The organism is Streptomyces sp. Go-475, from assembly GCF_003330845.1.
Lineage (GTDB): Bacteria > Actinomycetota > Actinomycetes > Streptomycetales > Streptomycetaceae > Streptomyces.
This window is the reverse complement of the sequence record NZ_CP026121.1, coordinates 2911794-2935487: the sequence shown is the minus strand read 5'-3', so window position 1 is coordinate 2935487 and position 23694 is coordinate 2911794. Positions and strand designations below refer to the sequence as shown.

Genomic DNA, 23694 nt, shown 5'->3' with positions numbered 1-23694 from the left:
ACTGCTCTAGGTCACTTCTTCACGCGAACAGTCTTGGTGGACCGGGTCTCGAGCGTCATCTCGTCGGCCTCCTCGACCTTCGCCTTCAGTCGCACAGTACCGGTCGCGGCATCGACCACGTCCACCACCTTCGCAAGCAGTTTCGCAGTATCGGCGTTCCCCGACGCACTCGCGAGCTGAACGGCCCTGCCCAGTTTGGCCGTTGCTCCGTCCATATCTCCCGACTTGCGGAGATCCAGCCCTTGTTGGATGACTTGTGCCAGTTCGGCCTGGCCGGTGTAGTGGGCGACCTGAGGGTTGATCGACGTCGAGGCGACCATGTCGTCCGTCCACACGGCCCGCACCAGGCCCTGCGCCCCGAGGTTCTGGACGCTGCCGTCGGGCTGCGGAATGACCAGCGAGATCCGGGCCGCCAGCATCTCCTGGCCGATGTTCGCGGCCGGGACCTCCACGCAGACGTGGTAGTCACGGGACTCGTCGCCCCAGGAACCAAGGGGGTAGTCGCCCGCCCGGGGGCCCGCCTCGGTGCGCCGGTCGGTCAGTTCCTCGACCGTGGGCGCGACCTGCTTGACGAACTTCACCGTCGTGTCGACGGGGGTCCACAGCCGCAGTGAGACGTCCGCGACCTCCTTGCCCATCGCCGTCTCCATCATCCGCGTGAAGTCGGCGGCGAGCCCGGCCGGATCGGCGACGATGTCGGCCGTGCCGAGCAGGGCGGAGGCGATCCCTGTGACTTCTTTCACTTCCCAGTCGGTGCCCACACCGCGCGCGTCGCACGTGAAGCGCCCGGCGCACGCGTCGAGCGCGGCCTTCAGGTCCTGGGGCGACTCGTGCTCGTTGCGGCCGTCGGTGAGCAGGATGCCGTGCCGGATGGCGACGTCCGCGGAGGACAGCAGGCGGTCGGCCAGTTTCAGCCAGGTGCCGATGGCCGTGCCGCCGCCCGCACTGAGCGAACGCAGCGCCCGCTTGGCCTGGTCGCGGGTGGTGGCGTCGGCGACCGCGAGGCGTCCGCCGCCGGGGTAGACCTCCTTGGCCTCGTGCGTTCCGCCGATCACCGCGAAGTGGACGCCGTCGCGCAGCGTGTCGATCGCCGCGGCCGTGGCGTCCCGGGCGTTGCGCATCTTGGTCGGCGGGTAGTCCATCGACCCCGAGCAGTCGACCATGAGCGCCATGGCCGCGGACGGGCCCTGGCCGGGCGAGTAGAGGTGGGGCGCCGCGACCGCGCTGCCGATCGTGCCGCCGCCGGTCGCCGTCACCGTGACGATGGCGTTGACCTCGCCGGCGCCCTCCGGCAGGTACTCGTTCTGGTACACGTCCACCGAGAACTGGGGCACGTTCGACTTCGAGAAATTCGCCATGGCTGCTTCGATCCCCCTCCAAAGCCCCCACCGCGGCGGGGTGCTGACGGTTGGGCGGACCGGTCCCCTCCGGTCCGCCGAGGCGCCCCCGTACGTGGCCTCAGGCCGATCCTGCCCCCTGGGGCACGGCCGGGAACGGCACGAGCGCCACTGTTACGTTGTCGTGGCCCCCGCCGTCCAGGGCGTGGCCGACGAGCACCCCGGGCGCTGTGCAGCGGGTGCGCGGCGGCGTCGAGCGGAACGACCCGGGCCATGTCCTCCGCCGCCTCGGCGTAGTTCCACAGGCCGTCCGTGCAGACGACCACCACGCCCGGCCGGTCCGGCTTGAACGCGGCGGTGTGCGGCTCCAGTTCGTAGGCGTCCGCGCCGAGCCAGCCGGTGATCGCGTGGGCGCGCTCGTCGGCGTAGGCCTCGGCCTCGTTCATCAGGCCCGCGGCGACCATCTGCGCGGCCCAGGAGTCGTCCTCGGTGAGCCGGGCCGGGGGAGCGCTCCGGTCGACCGGGACCCAGTAGGCGCGGCTGTCGCCGACCCAGCCGACGATCAGCAGGCCCGACGTCACCACCGCGCCGACGATCGTGCACGCCGGGGCGTTCTGGTGCGGGGCGTGCTCGCGGGCCGTGGCGGGCTCCTCGGCGAGGGAGTTGACGGCGCGCGAGGCGGCGACGATCGCGTCGTGCATCGCCTGCTGCGGGTGGGCCCCGCGCGGCAGCGCCGCCAGCAGGGTCTCGCTCGCCGCCCTGGCCGCCGCAGCGGAGGCGTCGTCGGGGCGGGTCGCCGAGGAGACGCCGTCGCAGACGATGGCCACCGAGGCGGGGGAGCCGTCGGGCAGCGCGGTGGTGCCGAGGGCGAACGCGTCCTCGTTGCGGTGGTGGCGCAGGCCGCGGTCGCTGACCGCGGCCACCGGGCCGGACTCCTGCTCCATGTGGTCCCGTTCGCGCGGCTGGGCGTGGCCGCAGTTCTCGCAGTAGCCGTCGTCGTCCACGCGGCCGGCTCGGCAGGCCACGCAGACCTTGCCGCCGGCGCCCGCGGCCGGGGCCGCGAGCTCGGCGGACACCCGGGGGTCCGGTGCCTGGAGGGGGTACTCGTCGGGCTGGGTCCGGTACACCTCGGCCGGCCCCGCGTACCCGTCGGGCTGCGGCGGCCGGTCGAACCGCACGCCCGTGGCCGGGGCCGGCGGGGCGGCCGGCGGCGGCGGCGTGCCCGGCGGCAGGGCGGAGCCGCCCGAGTCCGTGCCCGGGAGGTCCGTCGGCAGGTGCGCCGCGCCCGGGGTGCCCGGGCCGTCCGGCCCGGGGGCGGGCCAGGGCGCGCCGGCGGGGGGCGCCGCCGGGGGCTCGGGATACGCACCGGCCGGAGCGCCCTGGACGGGCACCGAGCCGTTCATGGTGATGGTGGGGTTGTCCTGAGGCCGTGCCGGCACGGCGGACAGGTCGTATCCGCACGCGCCGCAGAAACGGTCACCCGACTCGAGGGGTTCCTCGCAACTCGGGCAGGCGGACAACTGGGGCATCTGCGACATCAACTACACCCACGTCCGGGGGCGGTAACGATTGGCACGTTCCACCAGGTCGATCCTCTCCTCGCCGCCCCGCGCCAGCCGGGCCAGCGTGCGGTACGAACGCTCCAGGCCGAAGCGCAGGCCCCGTTCGTCCAGGCCGCTGCCGAGCAGCGTCCGTCCTCCGGCGGCGGGAGGGGCGGAACCCTGGCCCCCGGAGAGTACCCAGTCCAGCGCGCAGCCGAGGACTTCGGCCGACAACTGCTCCCGGCGCGCCGGATCCAGACCGTACGCCTCCAGCGCCTCGACCTGCGCCGCGGCGGCCGTCAGGTCCTCCAGGAACGGCACGTCGGACGCCGTCGCCGTGCGCTGCCGCAGCCGCGCGCGGACGGCCGCCACCCGGGCGGCCGTGTAGTGGATGGAGGACTCCGGGACCGACTCCAGCGTCCGTACGGCACCGCGCCGGTCCCCGGTCGCCAACTGCACGCGGGCCAGCCCGAAGGCGGCGCTCACATAGCTCAGGTCCGTCGACCACACCAGCCGGTAGTACTCGGCGGCGTTGTCGAGCTGGCCCAGCACCTCCGCGCACAGCGCCAGCGCCAGCTTGGGCGCGATCTCGCCCGGGAACGCGTCGTAGATCGCGTCGAAGGCGAGGGCGGCGCCCTCGTCGTCGCCGGTCACCAGCGCGGCCACGCCCCGGTACCAGACCACCCGCCAGTCGTCGGGCCGCTCGCCCTCCAGCCTGGCCAGGGCCTGAAGCGCGGCGGCCGGATCGCCCGTCTCCAGCCAGGCCCGGAGCTGTCGCAGCCGCGTCTCGATCGACGGGCTCGGAGCCGCCGCGAGGGCACCGAGCAGCTCGGCCGGCGCGGAGGTCATCAGGCCCGCCAGGAAACCGGCGTTGGGGTCGGTCGGGTCGACCCGGGGCACGGGCAGGGCCAGGGCGGCGGCACCGGTGTCGACCGGTTTGACGAGGCCCTGGGCGCTGCCGGGGCGCTGCGGCTGAGCCGGGACGGCGGGCAGCGCGGGGGCGCCGCGCCGGGTGCGGACCGCCCGCGCACCCAGCCGTGACACCTCACCGTCGAGCTTCGGGAACAGCTCGGTGTCCGTGACCCGCAGCTCCGGGCCGAACAGCGTGGACAGGGCCGGCCGGGCTCGGCCCGTCTGCAGGGAGACGACCTCCCGCAGGACGCCCGTGAGCTGCTCGGTCATCTCCTGCGCGGAGGCGAACCGGCGGGCCGGGTCGGGGTCCGTGGCGCGGACCAGGAGGCGGTAGAACGACTCGTACTGCCGGAAGACCTCGATGTGGTCCGGGTCGGGCAGGGAGTCCGCGTAGACGTTCGTGTAGCCCTGGAAGTCGAAGGTCAGGACGGCGAGGGTGCGGGCGACGGTGTACAGGTCGCTCGCCACCGACGGGCCGGCCTCGGCCACCTCCGGCGCCTGGTAGCCGACCGTGCCGTAGATGGCCGACTCCTCGTCGTCCATCCTGCGCACCGCGCCCATGTCGATCAGCTTCAGCTGGTCCTCGGTCTGGATCGCGTTGTCGACCTTGAAGTCGCAGTACAGCAGGTTCCGGCTGTGCAGGTGGCCGAGCGCCTCCAGCGCCTCGATGCCGTACGCGCAGGCCTGCTCCACCGGCAGCGGGTCGCGCCGGCCGTCCGGGGTGCGGCGGGCGTTGGCGATCTCCTTGAGGGACTTGCCGCCGACGTACTCCATGACGATGTAGCCGTCGAGCGAGCCCGTGCGCTGGTCCAGGTGCTCCACGAAGTTGTAGATCCGCACGATGTTGGCGTGCTCGATCTCCGCCAGGAAGCGCCGCTCGGAGATCGCCGCGGCCATCGCGTCCTGGTCGCCCGTGTCCAGCAGGCCCTTGAGGACCACCCAGCGGTCCGAGACCGCCCGGTCGACGGCGAGGTAGATCCAGCCGAGACCGCCGTGCGCGAGGCAGCCGACCACCTCGTACTGGCCGTGCACCACGTCCCCGGCCTTCAGCTTCGGCACGAACGAGTACGGGTGCCCGCACTTGGTGCAGAAACCCTCCGTACGCCCCGGCCGGTCGCCGCGCGCCCGGCCCACCGGGGCGCCGCAGTCCGAGCGCGAGCAGAACCGCTTCCGCTCGGGCACCTCGGGGTTGTCCAGGACCATCGCGCGCGGGTCGGGCCGCGGGATCGGCGGGACCTGGACCAGCCCGGCACCCAGCCGCCCCCGGGACGAGGAACCGGCGGCGGAACCGGAGCTGCGCACCGACACCGAGCGGCCCGTCGACTTGCCCGACAGGGAGCGCGAGAGGCGTCCCGACACCGAGCGGCGCGACTTCGACGACTGCGACGACGTACGGGAACTGCGGCTGCCGGAGCGGGAGCTGCCGCTGCCCCCCGAGCCGCCCTTGCCGCCGGCGGTGATGCCGGTGGGGGGTGACCCGACCAGGCCTCCCCCGGAGGGGGGACCCCCAGGCGCGACGACCGGGGCGAGGCCGCAGGTGTCGCAGTACAGTTCGCCGCCGCCCACGTCCTCGTAGCTGCCGTCGCAGGTGGGGCGTTGACATGTGCGTGCCTCACTCATGGACTCCCCCTCCGGTCGTCCTCCACGACGCCCTGGTCCGGCACCCGCGGGCCGCCGAGCACTTCCGCGGCCGCCTGCTGGTAGCGCAGCACCGCCTGCTCGGCGGCGCGCAGGTCGCAGGGGGCGCTCCACAGCATGCGGCGCGCCTTCTCGTAGCGCTCCACCAGCAGCGTGTCCTCCGCGAAGCCGTGCCGGGCGACCTTCGCCTTGTACGCGTCGAGCCGGCCGCGCAGCTCGGCGCGGACCGCCAGCGGCGCGGTGACCGCCGTCAACGACTCGCGGGCGCGCAGCAGTTCGTCCTCCGCCTTCTCTTCCAGCGACTCCAGCAGCGGGGACAACCGGTGCCACTGCGCCTGCCGGCGGTACTCCGCGGCCGCCGCCAGCTGCTCCTGCAGCGCGGTCGGCGGGCCGCTGACGACCGGCACCTCCGTCGCGGCGATCTTCGCGAGGACCTCGCCGCGGGCGGTGCGCGCCTCGGCGAGCGTGCGGTCCGCGCGGCTGAGGATGTCCCGCAGCTTGACGATCCGCTTCTCGGCGTCCTGACGAACCGTCAGCACCGCGTCGATCTCCCGGCGCACGTCCTCCAGGGCGCGCGCCTCACGGTCGTACACCGTCGTGTCCGGCCGGCCGCCGCCCGGCGCCGAACTGCCCTCGGCCGGGACCCAGTACGCCAGCGGGTCCGACACCACCTCCGCGCGCAGCTTCGTCAGCGTGCGCGTGATGCGCTCCAGGTCGTCGCCCGCCGGGTGCTCGCCGGGGCGGACGCCGACCGAGTGCGCGAGCCGGCGGGTGCGCTGGAGTTCGGCCGCCAGCAGGTCGATCCGGGCCGGCAGCGCCGACCAGACCGCGTCGGCGGCGACCACCATGTCCAGGCTCGTCGCGTACAGCTCGTTCATCCGGTCGACGAGCGTGGCGAGCGAGTAGCGTTCGCTGAGTTTGTTCGCAGTGCCGTTCAGGGTCGGGGCGTTGGCCGTCGCGGTGGCGCTGCCCGCGACCGTGACGGACTCGCCGCTCAGGAGTTCCGTCAGCTCCACCAGGTCCTCGCGGCTGGACCAGCGGCGGCGGGCCCGGATCTCGCGGGCCGTGCGCAGCGCGTCCGTGTACGCGTCGAAGTACGTCCACAGCAGCGTGATCGACGCCTCCGTCGACGTCCAGCGCTCCCGGGTGACGCCGGTGAGCTCGGCGCCCTCCAGCAGCCTGCGGCCCGCGTGGTCCTGCAGGGCGAGGAGCGAGGTCTCTATCGCCTCGTGCTCCGCGCCGAGCCGCGCCAGCGCACGGTCCACCTCGTCCCGGTCCATCACCGGCCCGGTGGATCCCGTGACGCCCATCGATCACCTCTCGCTGCGGTAGTGCCGGTCGGGGGGTCGGTCCAGTGGTCAGGTCGTGCGGAGGTACTGCGGTGCCGGGGGTTCCGACTTCCTCGCATCCTTGCCCAGTGTTGCCGACAGCCATCTGTCGTACGACGCCTGCCAGCCGTTCGCCGTGTCCCTGCGGTAGTCCACCAGGATCTGGTTGACCCGGCGTACCAGATCGTCGGCGTCCTTCTTCATCGCCACGCCGTAGTACTCGGCAGTGAAGGCGTCACCCTTGAGCTGGACCGTGGGATCCTGTGCCGCCTGGCTCGCGGCGAGCGCGCCGTCGGTCACCACCGCGTCGACCTCACCGAGCTGGAGCCGCACCAGGCAGTCGAGTTGGTTCGGGACGGTCGTGGAGATGTCGGTGGTGGAGGGGAGTTCGCCGTCCTTCTGGTCCTCCTCCAGCGTCGAGTACGCCGTGGAGCCCGCCGCCGTGCAGATCCTGCGGTGCGCGAGCGTGTCGTCGTAGCCCTTGACGGGTGAGGACTTGGGGGCCAGGACCTGCTGGCCCGTCTTGAAGTAGGGCGCGGAGAAGGCGACGTCCTTGATGCGCTCGCAGTTGATCGTCATCGTGCGGACGACCATGTCCACGCGGCCGTCCTTGATCGCCGGGATGCGCTGGTTCGTCGGGATCGCCTTGAACTGGACGGCGTCCGGGTCGCCGAGGATGTCCTCGGCGATGCGGTGGACCAGGTCGATGTCGAAGCCCTCGAGCTCCGCGGTCTTGCCGCTGTTGGGGTTGCGGTAGCCCCAGCGGTAGCTGTTCTGGTCGACGCCGACGATCAGCTTGCGCTTCTCGCCCTTGCGGTTCTTGATCGCCTTGATGGTGTCGCCGTCCGCGGCGGACGGGGTGAGGGTCTGCTTCTCCGGGGAGCCGCAGTCCTCCTCCGCCTGGGTCCGGGTGGCCTGGCCGGTGTGGGTGGCCGGGGCGGCGGAGCGGCCGTCCGCGGTGACGGCGGTTCGGGGGAGGCACAGGGCGATCAACGCCACCAGGGCGCAGACGACTGCCATCGCGGTCACTCCGCCCCAGCCCCTGAGCGTGCTGCGCATCGTCGTGCCTCCTCTCGTCCTCGGCCCGTTCATCGGTACTCCGACAGCCTGCGGCCGATGCCCAGGACCGCGCCCGCGGCGCCCAGGACCGCGAGGACGGCCGCGCCCGCCGCGAGGCCCGTCAGGGCGTCCCTGCCGTCATCGGCCGCGCGCTTGAACTCGGCTTCCTCGTGCACGAGGGCCGTGTGCAGGTTCTTGTCGACGCTGTCGAAGCACTCGCCGGTCGCGCCCTCGGGGCCGATGACCATGTCCAGTGCCTGCTGGTAGTTGCCGTGCTCGTCCTGTTCGCGGGCCGCGGTGTGGCGCTTCTGCCACTCCTTCATGTTGCCGACGGCGGCGGTGACCGGCTGTTCGCCGGAGGTGTCGTCGGCGAGGTTCCCGGCTGCCGCCAGGTGCCGGGCGAGGGCCTTGATGTCCGTGCCGAAGTCGTAGTCGTAGGCGTCGTACGTGTCGGCGCCGACCTTCTTCGTCTCGGCGCCGCGGGCCACCAGCGTCAGGTTCTCGTTGCCCCGGGCCTTGAGGGAGGCGATGCGGGCGTCGTGCAGGACGTTCAGGGAGCGGACGCCGTGGTCGTAGGAGTCGTTCAGGCCCGCGCGGGCGACGCTGTGGCCGACGACCAGCCACAGGAGGACGACGGTCGCCGTCGCCGTGGCGGCGACCAGGCCGTGGTTCAGGACCCTGTTCGTCCGCTGGTACGTGCGACGCTGGGCCCAGGCGAGGGCGGCGAGGGCGGCGATGCCGAGGGCGATGGCCGCCCAGGGGTAGGGCGTGGCGTCCGCGTAGTCCGCCCTCAGGCGCTGGTTCTCCTTCTTGTACAGGTCCTCCGCCGCCGGGAGCATCTGCTGCTGCATCTTCTCGTTGGCGTAGCGGAGGTAGGCGCCGCCGACGGGGAAGCCCTGGCGGTTGTAGGTGCGGGCGCGTTCGACCAGGCCCTTGTACTCCGGGAGGAGCCGGTTGAGTTCGGCGATCGTCGCGGTGGACGGGGAGTCCGGGTCGGCGTTGGCGGCGGCGTTGACGAGTTTCTCGGCGGCCGTGCGAATGTCTTTCTCGTAGCGGTCGCGAGTGGCGGCCGTCTCCTGGCCGCCGGCGAGGAAGCCGCTGGAGGCGGCGGTGTTGGCGTCCGCGAGGGAGCGGTAGATGTCGGCCGCGTCGGAGCTGAGGGGCTGGCTGCTGGTGAGAACGTCGTCGGCGGCGGCCGCGCGGGTGGTCATCTGCCAGGCGGTGACGGTGCCGAAGGCGATGACGAGGAGGGCCAGGAGGGCGCCGATGATGCGGAGGCGGCCGGGTTCGGTGGTGGCCGCGGCGCGGAGTTGGTCGAGGCCCTCGGCGAAGGCGGTGCGGCGGGGGGGGGGGCGGGTGGGGCTGCTGCCGGTGCCGGTGTTGGTGCTGGTGGGTGGGGCGGCCGGGGGTGCCGGTTGTGCCGGGACGGCCGGGAGGGTGGGCAGGTTGGGGCCCGGTGGTGGTGTGCTGCTCTTCGGCGGGTATGTCACTGTGACCTCCCCCATGGTCATCCGTCGCCGCAAGTATCGCTGCCGGGACTGACATCCGCACCGGCCTTGCCTCGATCTTGATCGGATCGCAGCGTGAAGCAACACCGCTTGTAGGTACACGTCGGGGGAGGGGGTTCGGTTCCCGTGGGGACGGGCCGCTCGTGCCGGCAAGGGACGCCGGGTGGCGTCTCACCCGTCGAAGTGCCTCCGCAATCGCTCCTGTGCTCCCTTTCCGGACCCCACCCTGTCCAGTCCCAGCAATGCCGCCCCCAGGACCGGGCTCGCCGTCACCACCTGTGGTACCGCCTTGGGCGCCCGGCTCCTGAGCAAGTGCTCGATGTGGTCGTCGAGTTGTGGGTGGCGAGCTGCCAGGACGCCGCCGCCCAGGAGGACGGGGGTCTCCTCGGCCAGGAGGTCCAGGCGGGTCAGGGCCACCACCGCCATGGAGACGACCTCTTCGGCCTGGCGTTCCACGATCCTGCGGGCGATCGGGTCGCCGTCGGCGGCCGTGGTGAACAGGACCGGAGTCAGTTCGTGGCGTCGGGGCGGTGGGATGTGCCCCAGGTGCAGGGCCTCGATGAGGGCGTACATGGAGGGCAGGCCGAAGTGGGCGGGGAGGGTGTGGGCGAGGGCGGTGGGGGCGCCGCGGCCGTCCTCCGCGCGGGCGGCGTGCCACAGGGCCTCCTCGGACAGGCCCCAGCCGCCGCCCCAGTCGCCGGAGACCCTGCCGAGTGCGGGGAAGCGGGCGGTGCGGCCGTCGGGGCGCATGCCCACGCAGTTGATGCCCGCGCCGCAGACGACCGCGACACCCCGGGGTTCGGTGACGCCGGCGCGGAGGATCGCGAAGGTGTCGTTGCGGACCGTCACCGTCGTGCCCCAGTGGTGCGACCTCAGGGCCACCGCCAACTGGTCCTCCTCGACGGGGAAGTCGGCGTTGGCCAGGCATGCCGAGACGTGGGTGACCGAGGGCGTCCCGGCGGTGGTGAGGGCCTGGGCGACCGGTTCGGCGAGGGTTCGCATCGCCGTGTCGAGGCCCACGGCCGGTGGGCGGAAGCCGTCCCCGCGTGCCGTGGCCAGGACTTCTCCGTCCGCCGTCACGATCGCGACGTCCGTCTTGCTGTTGCCCGCGTCGATCGCGAGGACACGTGCGGTCAGGCCCACGCGAGGTGCTCCCGGTTGTGTGCGACGAGCCGGTCGGTGAGCGTCTCGGCGTACGCGTACTGGCCGATGAGGGGGTGGGCGAGCAGGGCGCGGAAGACGCGGTCCCGGCCGCCGTGCAGGGCGGCTTCGAGGGCGAGGTGCTCGTAGGCCGTGACGTTGGCCATCAGGCCCGCGTAGACGGGGTCCACGGGGCGGACGGGGAGGGGGGAGGCGCCCTTGGCGCTCACCGCCGCCTGGACCTCGATCACCGCGTCGTCGGGGAGGAAGGGGAGCGTGCCGTTGTTGTGCGTGTTCACCACCTGGTAGGGCGTGCCCGTGTTGCCCAGCAGGGACGCCGCCAGGTCCACGGCTGCCTCGGAGTAGTAGGCGCCGCCCCGCTTGGCGAGCAGGTCCGGCTTCTCGTCCAGGGCCGGGTCCGCGTACATCTCCAGCAGACGCCGTTCCATGTCGGCGACTTCGGCCGCCCGGGAGGGTTTCGTCCGGAGGTCTCGTACGACCTCGTCGTGCGCGTAGTAGTAGCGCAGGTAGTAGGAGGGGATCGTCCCCAGCGTGTCGAGCAGGGGGCGCGGGAGGCGGAGGCCGGTGGCGATGGTGTCGCCGTGGGCGGTCAGCAGCTTCGGCAGGACGTCCTCGCCCTCCGGGCCGCCCAGGCGGACCGCCGTCTCCCAGGTGAGGTGGTTGAGGCCCACGTGGTCCAGGTGGAGGTCGGTGGGCGCGACGTCCAGCAGGCGGGCGAACGTGCGTTGCAGGCCGATCGCCACGTTGCACAGGCCGATCGCCCTGTGGCCCGCCTGGAGCAGGGCGCGGGTCACGATGCCGACCGGGTTGGTGAAGTCGATGATCCAGGCACGGGGGTTGGTGCGGCGGACGCGGTCCGCGATGTCCAGGACGACCGGGACCGTGCGCAGGGCTTTCGCCAGGCCCCCGGCGCCGGTGGTCTCCTGGCCCACGCAGCCGCACTCCAGGGGCCAGGTCTCGTCCTGTTGGCGGGCCGCCTGGCCGCCCACGCGGAGTTGCAGGAGGACCGCGTCCGCGCCGTCCACCGCCTCGTCCAGGTCGGTGGTGGTGGTGATCCGGCCGGGGTGGCCCTGGCGGGCCAGGATGCGGCGGGCGAGGCCGCCCACCAGGGCCAGACGGTCCTCGGCGGGGTCCATGAGGACCAGTTCCCCGACGGGCAGGGTGTCCCTCAGGCGGGCGAAGCCGTCCACGAGTTCGGGGGTGTAGGTCGAACCTCCGCCGACCACGGTGAGTTTCATACGTCCAACCCTTCACTCCGGTGAGCGTGACACCCTCTGCAAACGCCTTCTGGGCGCAGAAGAACACGAGGATCACGGGCGCCATCACCAGGACGGTGGCGAGGAGGGCGAGGGGGGTGGGGTCAGCGGGAGGTGTCGAAGACCTCGTCGCGCGTGGTCGCGAGCGCGCTCTCCAGCGCGCCGCGCAGCACGGGGTGTTCACGGACGTCGCCCACGACCAGGCGCGGGCGGGACGCGGCCAGCTCCTCCAGCTCGGCCTGGACGAGGGCGCGCAGCGCCTCGCCGCCCGAGGTGAGGGCCGCGCCGCTCAGGACGACGAGCTCGGGGTCGAGGACCGAGACGAGGGAGGCCAGACCGGTGGCGAGCCGGGTCGCGTAGGTCTCGAGGAGGCGGCGGTGGGCGTCGTCGTCGCTCTGTGCCGCCCGGGCCAGCAGGTGGGCGGCGGCCTCGGTGTACGGGCCCTCGGGGATGTCCTCGATGCCCAGTTCGCGGGCCAGGCGCGGGACGGCCTGGGCGCCGGCCAGCTCCTGGTAGCCGCCGCTGTTGGCCTTGGTGACCTGGCGGACCAGGGGCGTGCCCGGCACGGGCAGGAAGCCGACCTCGCCCGCGCCGCCGGTCCAGCCGCGGTGCAGCCGGCCGCCGAGGACCAGGGCGGCGCCCAGGCCCTCCTGGTTCCACAGCAGCACGAAGTCCGCGTGGCCCCGGGCCGCGCCGAGGCGCTGTTCGGCGAGCGCGACGAGGTTGACGTCGTTCTCGTACTCGAAGGGCATCGGCAGGGCGGCGGCGAGCCCGTCCAGGAGGGTGGGGGAGTGCCAGCCGGGCAGGTGGGCGGCGTAGCGCAGGCGGCCCGTGGTGGGGTCGAAGGCGCCGGGGGTGCCGATGACCAGGCGGTGGACGTCGTCCCGGGTGAGGCCCGCCGCCTTCACCGCGCCGTCCAGGGCGTCGGTGACCTGCTGGACGACCGGGGTGCCGGTGCGCCTGCCGGGGGTGGGCAGTTCGAAGCGGCCGACCGTGCGGCCGGTGATGTCGGCGACCGCGGCCAGGATCCGCTCGGGGGTGACGTCGAGCCCGGCGGCGTGACCGGCCGCCGGGTTGACCTCGTACAGCTGGGCGTGCGGGCCCGGCCGGCCTGCGGTGGTGCCGGTGGCCAGGACGAGCCCGGCCGCCTCCAGGCGGGCCAGGAGCTGGGACGCGGTGGGCTTGGACAGGCCGGTGAGCTTGCCGATGCGGGTACGGGAGAGCCGGCCGTGTTCCAGGAGCAGGTCGAGGGCGGCCCGGTCGTTCATGGCGCGCAGGACGCGCGGGGTGCCCGGCGTGCCGGCGGTTCCTGCCATGTGTGTCCACACCTGCCTTTCGGTTGCTCACCTTCTCGGTGACCGGGGACGGAAGTCCATCGCGTGCTGCGGTCCGGTGCGCTGTTAGGAAAGTTTCCTATCGGTGGGGAGGAAGGTAGGCCCGTCGCCGTGCGGGCGTCAAGGGAGGACGGCTCGGCGTGCTCCGGGCACGTGAAGAGGGCGGCACCCGGGTCTGCCGGGTGCCGCCCTCTTCGGGCCGCTTTCGCCTCGGAGCCGCTACTTCGTGGTGCTCGTCGGCGCGGGGGGCGTGAGCGGGGACGCCGCCGCCGACTGCGGGGACGCCGTGTTCGCGTACGCCGACGGGGCCGCCATCCCCGCCGTGGGGTCGTCGGGCGCCTCCTCCGCCGGGGCCGTGGCGCCGCCGACGATCCTGATGTCCGCCGCGTCGAAGGCCCGCTTGACGCGCCAGCGCAGCTCGCGCTCCACGGTCAGGGACTTGCCCGGCATCGTCTTGGCCGAGAGCCGCACGACCATCGAGTCCAGCAGGACGCTGTCCAGGCCCAGCACCTCGATCGGGCCCCACAGCAGCTCGTTCCAGGGCTCCTCGGCGCCCATCTTCCCGGCGACCTCGTCGAGCGTGGCCTTGACCTTGTCCAGGTCCTCGGAGGCGGCGACCGTGACGTCGACGTTGGCCGTCGCCCAGCCCTGCGAGAGGTTGCCGATGCGCTTGACCTCGCCGTTGCGGACGTACCAGATCTCGCCGTTGTCGCCGCGCAGCTTGGTCACGCGCAGGCCCACCTCGATCACCTCGCCGGAGGCGACGCCCGCGTCGATCGTGTCGCCGACGCCGTACTGGTCCTCCAGGATCATGAAGACGCCGGAGAGGAAGTCCGTGACCAGGTTGCGGGCGCCGAAACCGATCGCCACGCCCGCGACACCGGCGGAGGCCAGCAGCGGGGCCAGGTTGATGTTGAACGCGGAGAGGATCATCAGGGCGGCCGTGCCCATGATGAGGAAGCTGGCCACCGAGCGCAGCACCGAGCCGATCGCCTGCGAGCGCTGACGGCGGCGCTCGACATTGACCAGCAGGCCGCCCAGCGGACTCCCGTCCGAGCTCTGCGCCGTGCGGCTCATCCGGTCTATGAGCTTGGTGATCGCCCGCCGCACCGCGACCCTCAGCACGGCCGCTATGACCAGGACCAGCAGGACCTGCAACCCGATCGCGAGCCAGGTCGACCAGTTCTGCTCGACCCAGCCGGCGGCGTTCGTCGCGCTCTCCTGGGCGTCCTGGAGCGAGGGCACTCTCGGGGACTGCATATCCGACGGGCTCGGCGACGGCGACGGGCCGGCGGCCAGCAGGACGGCGTCCGCAACGGACAAGGACACGACAGGTACCTCCAGGTGCAGCGGTCTGCCCCGGTGCGGTGGTCCTGGGGGGTCAAGGTCACGGTTGGGTCACCGAAGGGGCAGAACCACCACACTAACGGGGCATTGTGTGTGCTCCCTCGGAATGTGTGAAGGAGAGACCGTGCTCACCTGGGCTTGAACAGGCCATGGTCCGGGGGATGAATCAGATGTGGTCGAAAACACTCCCAGCCCGTTACGGGGACATGGTGGCGCTTCCACCAGGCATGAGGGGAGACTGACTACGAATCGTCCCGGCGCGAGCCACGCGCCGCCGGCGTCCAAGGAGGCATCCGTGCCGCATGTCCTGGTCCTGAACGCGTCGTACGAGCCGCTAGGCGTCGTACCGCTCCGCCGCGCGCTCGTCCTCGTCCTCGAGAACAAGGCCGTCTGCCTCGAGGAGTCCGGCGCCTATCTGCACAGCGCGACCGTCACAGTCCCCGCACCCAGCGTGGTCCGGCTCAAGCGATTCGTCCGGGTTCCCTATCGGGGGCCCGTTCCTCTGACCCGCCGGGCGCTGTTCGCCCGCGACGGGGGCCGGTGCATGTACTGCGGTGGCGTCGCAACCAGCGTCGACCACGTCATCCCGCGCAGCCGCGGGGGCAAGCACGTCTGGGACAACGTCGTGGCGTCCTGCCGCCGCTGCAACCACGTGAAGGCCGACCGCCACCTCTTCGAGATCGGCTGGCGGCTGCGCCACAAACCCGCCCCGCCGACCGGCCTGGCCTGGCGCATCATCGGGACCGGCCATAGGGACCCGCGCTGGCTGCCGTACTTGCAGCCGTACGGCGCGGACGACGCCTTGGCCCGGATCGACGGCATTTCCGCCTGACGACGATCCGGGCCTTCGTCTTCCCGCGTGCCCTCCGGAAGTGCCGCGTGCCCTCCGGCAGTGCCGCGCGGGGCGGCCGACCGGCCCGGGGAACCCCCGTTCCCCCGGGCCGGCCCGTCATGCGGGGCGCGCTCAGGCGTACCGCAGCTCCCCGGGGCGCACCGAGCGGCGCAGCAGGGGCAGCGCGGTGGCGGCGGCCAGCAGGCAGGCGGCGTAGACCACCACGGGGACCAGGAGCGCCGTCCATGGCGTGGGCCAATGTCCGCCGTCGGCGAGCTTGGCGTATCCGGTGCCGAGTGCCGCGCCCCCGGCGCCCGCGAGCAGCACCGCCGGTGCCAGCGGCAGCGCGGTCTCCAGCAGCAGCGCCCGGCCGAGCACCGCGTGCGGCACCCCGGCGGCGGCCTGTGCGGCCAGGCCGCGGCGGCGGGTGGCCAGGGACTCGGCGGTGCCGACGGCGAGACCGGACAGGGTGATGAGGAGACCGACCGCGATGGCGGTGGCCGTCAGGTCGAGGCCGGTGGTGTAGTAGGACGTGCTCTCGCTCAGCTGCCTGTCCGAGTTCACCACTTCCAGGAGCACCTGCCGGACGCCTGTGAAGACGGCACCCACGATGGTCACCAGCAGCACCGCAGCATGCGTACGGGCCGCCGCCCACGGGTCGTCGCGCAGCCGTTCCGCCGCGATCAGCGTCGCCGCCGACCGGGCCCGGGGCGCCAGCAGCCGCCCGGTGAGCCCCGCCGTGGCCCCGGCGAGCCACACCGCGCCCGCGCCCACCGCGATGATCAAGCCGAACACCAGCAGCGGCGTCCGCCAGTGATCCGTGCCCGGCCGGCCTGGGGAGGTGGAGGTGCTGAGCACGGCGCCGAGCGCCAGGACCGCCACCAGCAGCATCGCGCCCAGGAACAGCAGCCCCGGGCCCCGTCCGCTGCGCGGCCGCACCCGGCGCACCCAGCCGAGGGGCGAGGCCACCACGCGGCGCAGGGCCAGCGCGCCCGTCGCCGCGCCCAGCACCGGCACCCCGACGGAGACCGCCGCGACGCCCGCCCAGGCGAGGACGGTCGGCTCAGCCCACAGGCGCAGCAGGAGCACCACCGAGCAGACGGTGGCGACCGCCGAGCCCAGCAGGCAGGCCAGCCCGGTCTCCAGTGCCGCGATCCGCCGCACCTGCCAGGGCGTCGCCCCGGCCAGCCGCAGCCCGGCCAGCCGCCGGTCGCGGTGCACGGCGCCGATGCGGGTGCACTGGCCGAGGAAGCCCAGCACCGGGACGAGCAGGAGCAGCAGGCTGACGATCACCCCGGAGCGCGTGCCGGGCTCGTCCAGCAGGCCGTGGCCCACGGGCACCTGGTGACCGCCCCGCAGGGAGGCCAGTACGACGGCCCCGAGCGCGAAGCCGGTCGCGAGCGCCGCGCCGGTCACGGTGAGCGCGATCCGCCACCACTCCCGGCGGTCGGAGCCGCGGATCAGCTCCAGGGCGAGACGGAGGTCGGAACTCACGCGGTCACCTCCAGCCCGGCCACGGTCCCGTCGCTGAGCCGCACCTCGCGGTCCGCGTACGCCGCCACCTGCGCGTCGTGGGTGATCAGCAGGACCGCCGCGCCCGTCTCGCGGGCCGTGCGCACCAGGGCCGTCATGACCTGCTCGCTCGCCAGGGAGTCCAGCGCGCCCGTCGGCTCGTCGGCGAAGACGACCCGCGGGCCGGTGACCAGGGCCCGGGCCAGCGCGGCCCGCTGGGCCTGGCCGCCGCTCATCTCGCCCGGCCGCAGGTCCTGCTGGCCGCGCACCCCGAACCGCTCCAGCCACTCGCCGGCCCGCTCCCGGGCTCCGGCCCGGTCGGTGCCGGCCAGCAGCAGCGGCAGGGCGACGTTGTCCAGGGCCGTCAGCTCGGGGATGAGCTGCCCGAACTGGAACACCACGCCGAACTCGGTGCGGCGCAGCTCGCTCAGCCGCTTCTCGGGCAGGTCCTCCAGGCGCCGGCCGTCGTAGGTCACCGAGCCCTCGTCCGGGCGCACGATCCCGGCCAGGCAGTGCAGCAGCGTCGACTTCCCGCTGCCGCTCGGGCCGGTCACGGCGAGGATCTCGCCGGCGCCCAGTTCGATCGACGCGCCGCGCAGGGCGGTCGTCCTGCCGTGCGCCTTCATGAGGCCACTGGCCGTGAGAACAGGCACAGGTCTGGTCATGCTGCGTCGACCTCCGCGGTCAGGGTGGTGAGCCGGGCCGCTGTGGTGTTCATCCAGCGGAGGTCGGCGTCGAGGTGGTTGAGGGCGTAGTCCGCCGAGAGCACGGTCGCCAGGTCGGCGCTCCTGGCGGCCTTGACCGCCGTGAGCTCCCGCATTCGCGCCATGTGGGCGGCGCGCTGGGCGCTCAGGTACGCGGCCGGGTCGCCGCCCGTGAGGATCGCGACGACGACCTTGGCGAAGATCTCGTTCGTCACGAAGGGCGCGGGCGGGGCGATCTCGGCGGCCCAGCGGGACAGCTCGCTCGTCCCCTGGTCCGTCGCGCGGTACATCGTCCGCTCCGGGCCGCCGTCCGAGTCGGTGCCCTCGATCTCGGCGAGGCCGTCCCGGACGAGGCGTTGGAGGGTCGTGTAGACCTGCCCGTAGGCCAGCGGGCGGGCCTGCGGGAAGCGTTCGTCGTGGCGTCGCTTGAGGTCGTAGCCGTGGCTCGGACCCGTGGCGAGCAGGCCCAGCAGGATGTGGCGGGTGCTCATGCCGAGCATTATGTACTCAGTATATGTACTGAGTACATAGCGAGCGGCGAAATGTATGCGGAGATGGCCGATCCGGCGGCCGGGGAATCACTCCGTGACGGCGTACGCCTCCGCCGACCACAGCGAGTACCCGTACGGCGTGGCCCGCTTCTCGCCCTGCACCCGTACGAAGCGCACGTCGCGCTCGTCCATGCGGACGCTCTCACGACCGCCCCGGCCGTCCCGTACCGCGGCGGCCGTGCGCCAGCGGCGGCCGTCCGGCGAGACCTGGACCCGGTACGCGGAGGGGTACGCGTCCTGCCAGCGCAGCACCACCCGTCCGAGGCGTGCCGGGCGGGGCAGCTCGACCTGCCACCAGGCGCCGTCGTCGACCGGGGAGGACCAGCGCGTGTCCGGGTCGCCGTCGTTCGCCGCCGACGCCGGGAAGTCGGGCGTCTCGTCGCCCGAGGAGCGGGCGGTGCCGGTGCGGGCCAGGTCGGGGCCGCCGGTGGGCGGGAAGGCGCGGACGGTGAGCGTGCGGGTCGCGTCCGCGAAGCGCAGCCGGACGTCGTACGACCGCATCGGCGCGCCGCGCGGCACGGTCACCTCGACCGGGACCTCCACGGTCGTGCCGCGGGGCACGGTCACCTCGGTGCTCGGCACCCGGACCCGGACGCCCTCGGGCGCCTCCACGGTGAGCCGGCCGCGGGTCTCGGCCGGACGCAGCGAGCCGAGCCCGGCCGTCAGCCGCCGGACCCGGCCGGTCTCGGCGTCCACGCGGTCGCGCGTCAGCTCCAGGGACGCGGCCGGGGAGTCCGCGAACCACGGAACGAGATGCCGCACACGGGACGGGGCGGCCCCGACGACCCGCACGGCGTCCACCACGACCCGGCCCGCACCGGCCCCACCGGCGCCCCGCCGCTCCTGCTCCGGCCCGGGCTTCCCGCCCGCGCCCGGTTCCGTCGTCGATCGGCCGGGCTTCCCGCCCGCGCCCGGTTCCGTCGTCTCCCGGTCGGGGTCCCGTCCGGGCGCGGTGCGCGGGCGCAGTTCGCTGGCGCCGGAGGGGGACAGGTGGCCGAGGGGCTGCCAGCCCTGGCCGGGGACGTGGACCTCGGCGGTGCCCTCCGTGCCGGGATCGGTCAGGATCGTCACGGCGGTCAGGGAACGGGGGTGCGGGAAACGCAGCGTGCGGCCGTCGCCGGGGTCGCGGGGCGGCTCGTGGTCGATGCCCGCCCAGGCGGCGTACGACTTCTGCGCCCGCTGCAGGAACGGGTCGAGCACGTCCCCGCCGACCTCGACCCGGGCCGACTCCAGCCGGGCCCGCAGACCGCCGAGCCCGCGGTACGCCGTCCAGGCCGCCGCCGCGTCCCCGGCGCGCTGCGCGTCCAGCATGTCGAGCGCGGTCGTGCCCGCCTCGCCGTACCGCGCCAGCTGCTCCGCCCAGGGGCCGACCTCCCTGGCCAGGGCCGTGCCCGACAGCCGCCGGGGCAGCTCGCGCAGCACCGTGAAGGCCTCGCGCAGCCGGCGCGCGGCGGTGTCGTCCCCGCCGGTGCCGCCCGCCGTACGGGCCCGCCAGTACGCCTCGGTCAGCGGGCGCAGATACGCCGACTCCTCCTCGTCCAGCACCGACGACGCGTCGTTGCCGGCGAGCGCGGCCAGGGCCTGTTCGCGGCGCCGGTCCCCGCCCGCGAGGTCGGCGATCGCGGCCCGCCAGGACTCGCCCGGCCGGTAGCCGCGCGGGTTCCAGGCGAAGTCCGCGGCGGTGAACAGCGGGATGCGGGACGCCTCCGGCTGCTGCATCGCGTTGGCGAGCAGGGCGGCCGAACCGGTCGCCACGGCCGGCTCCCGGCCCCGGTACGGGCCGAGGAAGACGCGGCCCGGGTCGTAGTCGTTGACCGGGTAGTTGTCCATCGTGACCAGCGGGTGCCGGAACGCCTCCCGCGCGGCGGCCAGTTCACGTCCCGTGATGGTGCGCGGCACCACCCCGACGCCCGTCCACGCCACCTCGACCCCCTCGGCCAGGGCGCCCGCCAGCGCCCGCCGGTAGTCGGTCGTGCCGTCCTCGTAGTACTCGGTCGGCATCAGGGACAGCCCGGCCGCCCCGGGATACCGGTCCGCCAGGTGCCGGGCCACCGCGTTCGCCACCCGGGCCTGCGCCCGCGCGGCCGCCCCGGGACCGGAGCCGAACCGCTCGGCGTCCGCCTCGCAGTGCCACTCGCTGTAGCTGACGTCCTGGAACTGCAGCTGGAAGGCCCGGAACCCCAGCGCCCACATCGCGTCCAGCTTCCGCGTCAGCGCCCGCACGTCGGCGTCCGACGCGAAGCACATCGCCTGCCCCGGGGCCACCGCCCAGCCGAGCGTCACGTGGTTGCGGCGCGCCCGCTCGGCCAGCTCCCGGAACCCGGCCCGCTGCTCCGCCGGGTACGGCTCGCGCCAGCGGGCCTGCCGGTAGAGGTCGTCGCCGGGGGCGTACAGGTACCGGTTCTGCTTGGTGCGGCTCATGAAGTCGAGCTGCGCCAGCCGCTGCCGGTGCGTCCACGCGGTGCCGTAGAAGCCCTCCGTGATGCCGCGTACGGCGGTGCCGGGCCAGTCGCGTACGACGGCCGCCGTGATCGTGCCGTCGGGGCGCAACAGCTGGCGCAGCGTCTGCACGGCGTGGAACAGGCCGTCCTGGCCGGTGCCGGTGAGGCTGACGCCGCCCGGGCCCACGGACAGCTCGTACCCGCCGGAGGGGAGCGCGTGGCGGTCGCCGGGGCGCACGGGTTCCGTCCGCGCGCGGACGAGCAGGGCCCCGGGTGCGGCGGAGTCCGTGATCCGGCGGGCCCCGGCCTGCCGCAGCAGCTCGCGCAGGGCCTCGACGGCCGGACGGTCCGCCCGCGCGTCGGCGACCAGGGCGACCTCGTCCGGCACCGCCACCGGGGCGCCGTTCGCCCGCAGGGACTGCGGGCGCGGCCACACCGCCAGGCCCGCCGCCCCGGCCGTGTCGGGCGTCGGCGCGGTCGGCGCGGAGGCCGTACCGGGAGCCGGCGGGGCCGCCACCGCCACGGGCGGGGCACCGAGGCTGCCGGCGACGACGGCGACCGCCAGGGCAGCCGCCCGCTTCCCACGCCGCAGTCCCACAGGCCCCCTCCACAGGTGTTCGACCGGGAGAACGAGCCCACCACCCGGCCGGTGAGAGTGTCAACGAGAGTGGCCGCTCTGACCGGATTTGACGGAATATGGTCAGAGTGGAGGGGAGTGAAATGTGAGCAGAAGCACGATGTTCGGCCCAGGGCGTCTGCCTTCGCGTCGACTGGGTAGGGCTGCGATAACCCGTCGAATGCCGTACCCGACAAGGAGGCCCCCGTGGCTGCGATGACTTTCCTTCCGCTCCCGGCCCCGTCCAAACCCGTGGCGGACCCGTCCGCCGACCTCGACGACCCCCACTACGACGAATCCTCCTACGACGACCCCCACTACTGCGTCTTCAGCTCCGAGAGCACCTGCACCGAGCCCCCGCTGACCAGCGAGCCCCCGCTGCCCGACGCCGAGCCCCTCACCAGCGAGCCGCCGCTCGCCGAAGCCGCCCCCCTCACCAGCGAGCCCCCGGCCTTCGTCCCGGACTTCACGAGGCCCTAGATGACCGCACCCCGGCCGGCCGACGCACCCTCCGAGGACCTGTCCCGCCTCGCCGCCCTGCACGGCGTGGCCACGTCCTACAGCCCGTCCCCGGACCGCACGGTCGCGGCCTCGGCCACCGCGGTCACCCTGACCCTGGCCGCCCTCGGCGTGGACGCGAGCACGCCCGGCGCCGTCCGCGCCGCGCTCGCCGCCCGCGAGCGGGAACAGGCAGCGCGGCTGCTGCCGCCGACCGTCGTCGGCTGGGGCGGCAGCCCCCCGGCCGCCCTCGCCGCGCTCCCCGAGGGCAGCCGGCTCCGCATCGACACCGAGCAGGGCGAGACGCGCGCCTCGGCGGAACAACTCCCGCCCGGCGTCCACCGGCTGACCGCCACCGCCCCCGACGGCCGCACCGCGGACGCCCACCTGATCGTCGCCCCGCCCCGCCTGCCCACCCCCACCGGACGCTCCTACGGACTCCTCGTCCAGCTCTACTCCCTGCTGTCCCGCCGCTCCTGGGGCATGGGCGACCTCGGCGACCTCGCCGAACTGGCCGGCTGGGCCGGCCGGTCCCTCGGCGCCGGATTCGTCCAGGTCAACCCGCTGCACGCGGCCGTCCCCGGCGCCCCCACCGACCCCTCCCCCTACCGCCCCTCCTCACGACGCTTCCCCGACCCCGTCCACCTGCGGATCGAGGACGTCCCCGAGACCGCGTACGCCGAGGACCCCGAGCGGCTGCGCGCGCTGCTGGAGAGATCCGGCCGGCTGCGCGCCGCCGTACTGGAGAAGGGCGCCCTCATCGACCGGGACGCCGTGTGGGAACTCAAGCGGGAGGCGCTGGAACTGCTCCACGCCGTCCCCCTCGGCCCCGGCCGGCGCGCCGCCTACTGCGACTTCCTCGCCGAGCAGGGCCAGGCCCTGGAGGACCACGCCACCTGGTGCGCGCTCGCCGAGGTGCACGGCTCCGACTGGCACCGCTGGCCGACCGGCCTGCGCGACCCCCGCTCCACGGACACCACCCGCGCCCGCAACGGCCTCATGGACCGGGTCGACTTCTGGTCCCGGCTCGCCTGGCTCACCGACACCCAGCTGACCGCCGCGCAGCGCGCCGGCCGCGAGGCCGGGATGCCGGTCGGGATCGTGCACGACCTCGCCGTCGGCGTCCACCCCGGCGGCGCCGACGCCTGGGCGCAGCAGGAGTACTTCGCCGCCGGCATGTCCGTCGGCGCCCCACCGGACGCCTTCAACGCCCGCGGCCAGGACTGGGGCCTGCCCCCCTGGCGCCCCGACCGCCTCGCCGAGTCCGGCTACGCCCCCTTCCGCGAGCTGCTGCGCGCCCTGTTCCGCTACGCCGGAGCCCTGCGCATCGACCACGTCATGGGCCTGTTCCGCCTCTGGTGGGTCCCCCAGGGCCACCCGCCCACCGAGGGCACCTACGTCCGCTACGACGCCGAGGCCATGCTCGCCGTCCTCGTCCTGGAGGCCTCCCGGGCCGGGGCCCTGGTCATCGGCGAGGACCTCGGCACCGTCGAACCCGGCGTCCGCGAGGCCCTGCGCGAGCGCGGCGTGCTCGGCACGTCCGTCCTGTGGTTCGAACGCGACTGGGAGGGCGACGGCCGCCCCCTGCCCCCCGAGAGCTGGCGCGCCGACTGCCTCGCCACCGCCACCACCCACGACCTGCCCTCCACCGCCGCCCGCCTCACCGGCGAGCACGTCGAGCTCCGCGACAGCCTCGGCCTGCTGACCCGCCCGCTGGAGACGGAACGCGCCGAGGCCGCCGCCGACACGGCCGAGTGGCTGTCGCTGCTCTCCGAACTCGGCCTGCTGCACGGCACCGGCGGCGGCACCGACACCTCCTCGGAGGAGGCCGAGATCCAGGCCGTCCACCGCTTCCTGCTGCGCACCCCGGCCCGCATGGTCGGCGTCTGGCTCCCGGACGGCGTCGGCGACCGCCGCCCGCAGAACCTCCCGGGGACCTGGGACCAGTACCCGAACTGGCGCCTGCCGATCGCCGACGCGCAGGGGCGCCCCGTGACACTGGAGGACCTCGCCGCCTCGCCGCGGCTGCACGCCCTGATGGAGGTGCTCAGAGACGCCGGCACCTGACGCCGGGCTCCTTACGGCACCCCGGACGCGCGTCCCCGGTCGGCGTTGGATA

General features: G+C 74.0%; 16 protein-coding genes and 1 pseudogene. 3 read left to right on the top strand and 14 right to left on the bottom strand.

Translation table 11 applies throughout. The annotated features are described in order from the left end of the window. Positions 1–11: 11 nt before the first annotated feature. The 10 genes and pseudogenes from C1703_RS13375 to C1703_RS13330 all read right to left on the bottom strand — a co-directional run bounded on the left by C1703_RS13375 (position 12) and on the right by C1703_RS13330 (position 14403). On the bottom strand, positions 12–1358 hold the full coding sequence (locus C1703_RS13375; protein ID WP_114252613.1) for a VWA domain-containing protein: 1347 nt from the start codon (positions 1356–1358) through the stop codon (positions 12–14). 100 nt (positions 1359–1458) lie between these two features. Then, positions 1459–2875, bottom strand: a pseudogene (locus tag C1703_RS13370) (PP2C family serine/threonine-protein phosphatase). A gap of 3 nt (positions 2876–2878) precedes the next feature. Next, complete coding sequence (locus C1703_RS13365; protein WP_114252611.1) at positions 2879–5410, bottom strand: serine/threonine-protein kinase; 2532 nt, start codon at positions 5408–5410, stop codon at positions 2879–2881. Further along, entirely contained in the window at positions 5407–6738 is a 1332-nt protein-coding gene (locus tag C1703_RS13360) for a hypothetical protein (protein ID WP_114252608.1), read from the bottom strand. Before C1703_RS13360 ends, C1703_RS13365 begins: the two co-directional genes overlap by 4 nt. A gap of 48 nt (positions 6739–6786) precedes the next feature. Continuing rightward, positions 6787–7815, bottom strand: coding sequence for a glutamate ABC transporter substrate-binding protein (locus tag C1703_RS13355; protein ID WP_198678161.1), 1029 nt, complete (start codon positions 7813–7815; stop codon positions 6787–6789). Between the two features lie 29 nt (positions 7816–7844). Then, entirely contained in the window at positions 7845–9305 is a 1461-nt protein-coding gene (locus tag C1703_RS13350) for a hypothetical protein (protein WP_114257407.1), read from the bottom strand. Between the two features lie 189 nt (positions 9306–9494). Then, positions 9495–10466, bottom strand: coding sequence for a BadF/BadG/BcrA/BcrD ATPase family protein (locus tag C1703_RS13345; protein WP_114252606.1), 972 nt, complete (start codon positions 10464–10466; stop codon positions 9495–9497). Further along, positions 10457–11722 carry a 6-phospho-beta-glucosidase gene (locus C1703_RS13340; protein WP_114252604.1) on the bottom strand — a complete coding sequence of 422 codons (1266 nt, stop codon included), beginning with the start codon at positions 11720–11722 and terminating at the stop codon, positions 10457–10459. Before C1703_RS13340 ends, C1703_RS13345 begins: the two co-directional genes overlap by 10 nt. Positions 11723–11844: 122 nt before the next feature. Continuing rightward, on the bottom strand, positions 11845–13056 hold the full coding sequence (locus tag C1703_RS13335; RefSeq protein WP_114252602.1) for an ROK family transcriptional regulator: 1212 nt from the start codon (positions 13054–13056) through the stop codon (positions 11845–11847). Between the two features lie 237 nt (positions 13057–13293). Further along, positions 13294–14403, bottom strand: a complete 1110-nt coding sequence (locus C1703_RS13330) for a mechanosensitive ion channel family protein (RefSeq protein ID WP_114252600.1) — start codon at positions 14401–14403, stop codon at positions 13294–13296. Between the two features lie 313 nt (positions 14404–14716). Between C1703_RS13330 and C1703_RS13325 the strand changes: the two genes are divergently transcribed. Continuing rightward, the gene (locus C1703_RS13325) at positions 14717–15253 is read left to right on the top strand and encodes an HNH endonuclease (protein ID WP_019760491.1); all 537 of its coding nucleotides are present in this window, start codon (positions 14717–14719) and stop codon (positions 15251–15253) included. Positions 15254–15385: 132 nt separating this feature from the next. On the opposite strand, the gene C1703_RS13320 is transcribed toward C1703_RS13325, so the two are convergent. The 4 genes from C1703_RS13320 to C1703_RS13305 form a co-directional block, all read right to left on the bottom strand. Further along, positions 15386–16747, bottom strand: coding sequence for an FtsX-like permease family protein (locus C1703_RS13320; RefSeq protein WP_114252598.1), 1362 nt, complete (start codon positions 16745–16747; stop codon positions 15386–15388). Next, positions 16744–17430 (bottom strand): ABC transporter ATP-binding protein, encoded by a 687-nt coding sequence (locus C1703_RS13315; RefSeq protein ID WP_114252596.1) that lies wholly within the window; start codon positions 17428–17430, stop codon positions 16744–16746. Before C1703_RS13315 ends, C1703_RS13320 begins: the two co-directional genes overlap by 4 nt. Beyond that, positions 17427–17960, bottom strand: coding sequence for a PadR family transcriptional regulator (locus C1703_RS13310; protein WP_114257406.1), 534 nt, complete (start codon positions 17958–17960; stop codon positions 17427–17429). The genes C1703_RS13315 and C1703_RS13310 overlap by 4 nt, the downstream gene beginning before the upstream one ends. An 87-nt stretch (positions 17961–18047) precedes the next feature. Continuing rightward, entirely contained in the window at positions 18048–21059 is a 3012-nt protein-coding gene (locus C1703_RS13305) for a beta-N-acetylglucosaminidase domain-containing protein (RefSeq protein ID WP_114252594.1), read from the bottom strand. 225 nt (positions 21060–21284) lie between these two features. Here C1703_RS13305 and C1703_RS13300 point away from each other — a divergent pair, with 225 nt between their 5' ends. Next, positions 21285–21557, top strand: coding sequence for a hypothetical protein (locus C1703_RS13300; protein WP_114252592.1), 273 nt, complete (start codon positions 21285–21287; stop codon positions 21555–21557). Continuing rightward, positions 21558–23642: a 4-alpha-glucanotransferase gene (gene malQ, locus C1703_RS13295; protein WP_114252590.1), complete on the top strand. Its 2085-nt coding sequence runs from the start codon at positions 21558–21560 to the stop codon at positions 23640–23642. Positions 23643–23694: the final 52 nt, after the last annotated feature.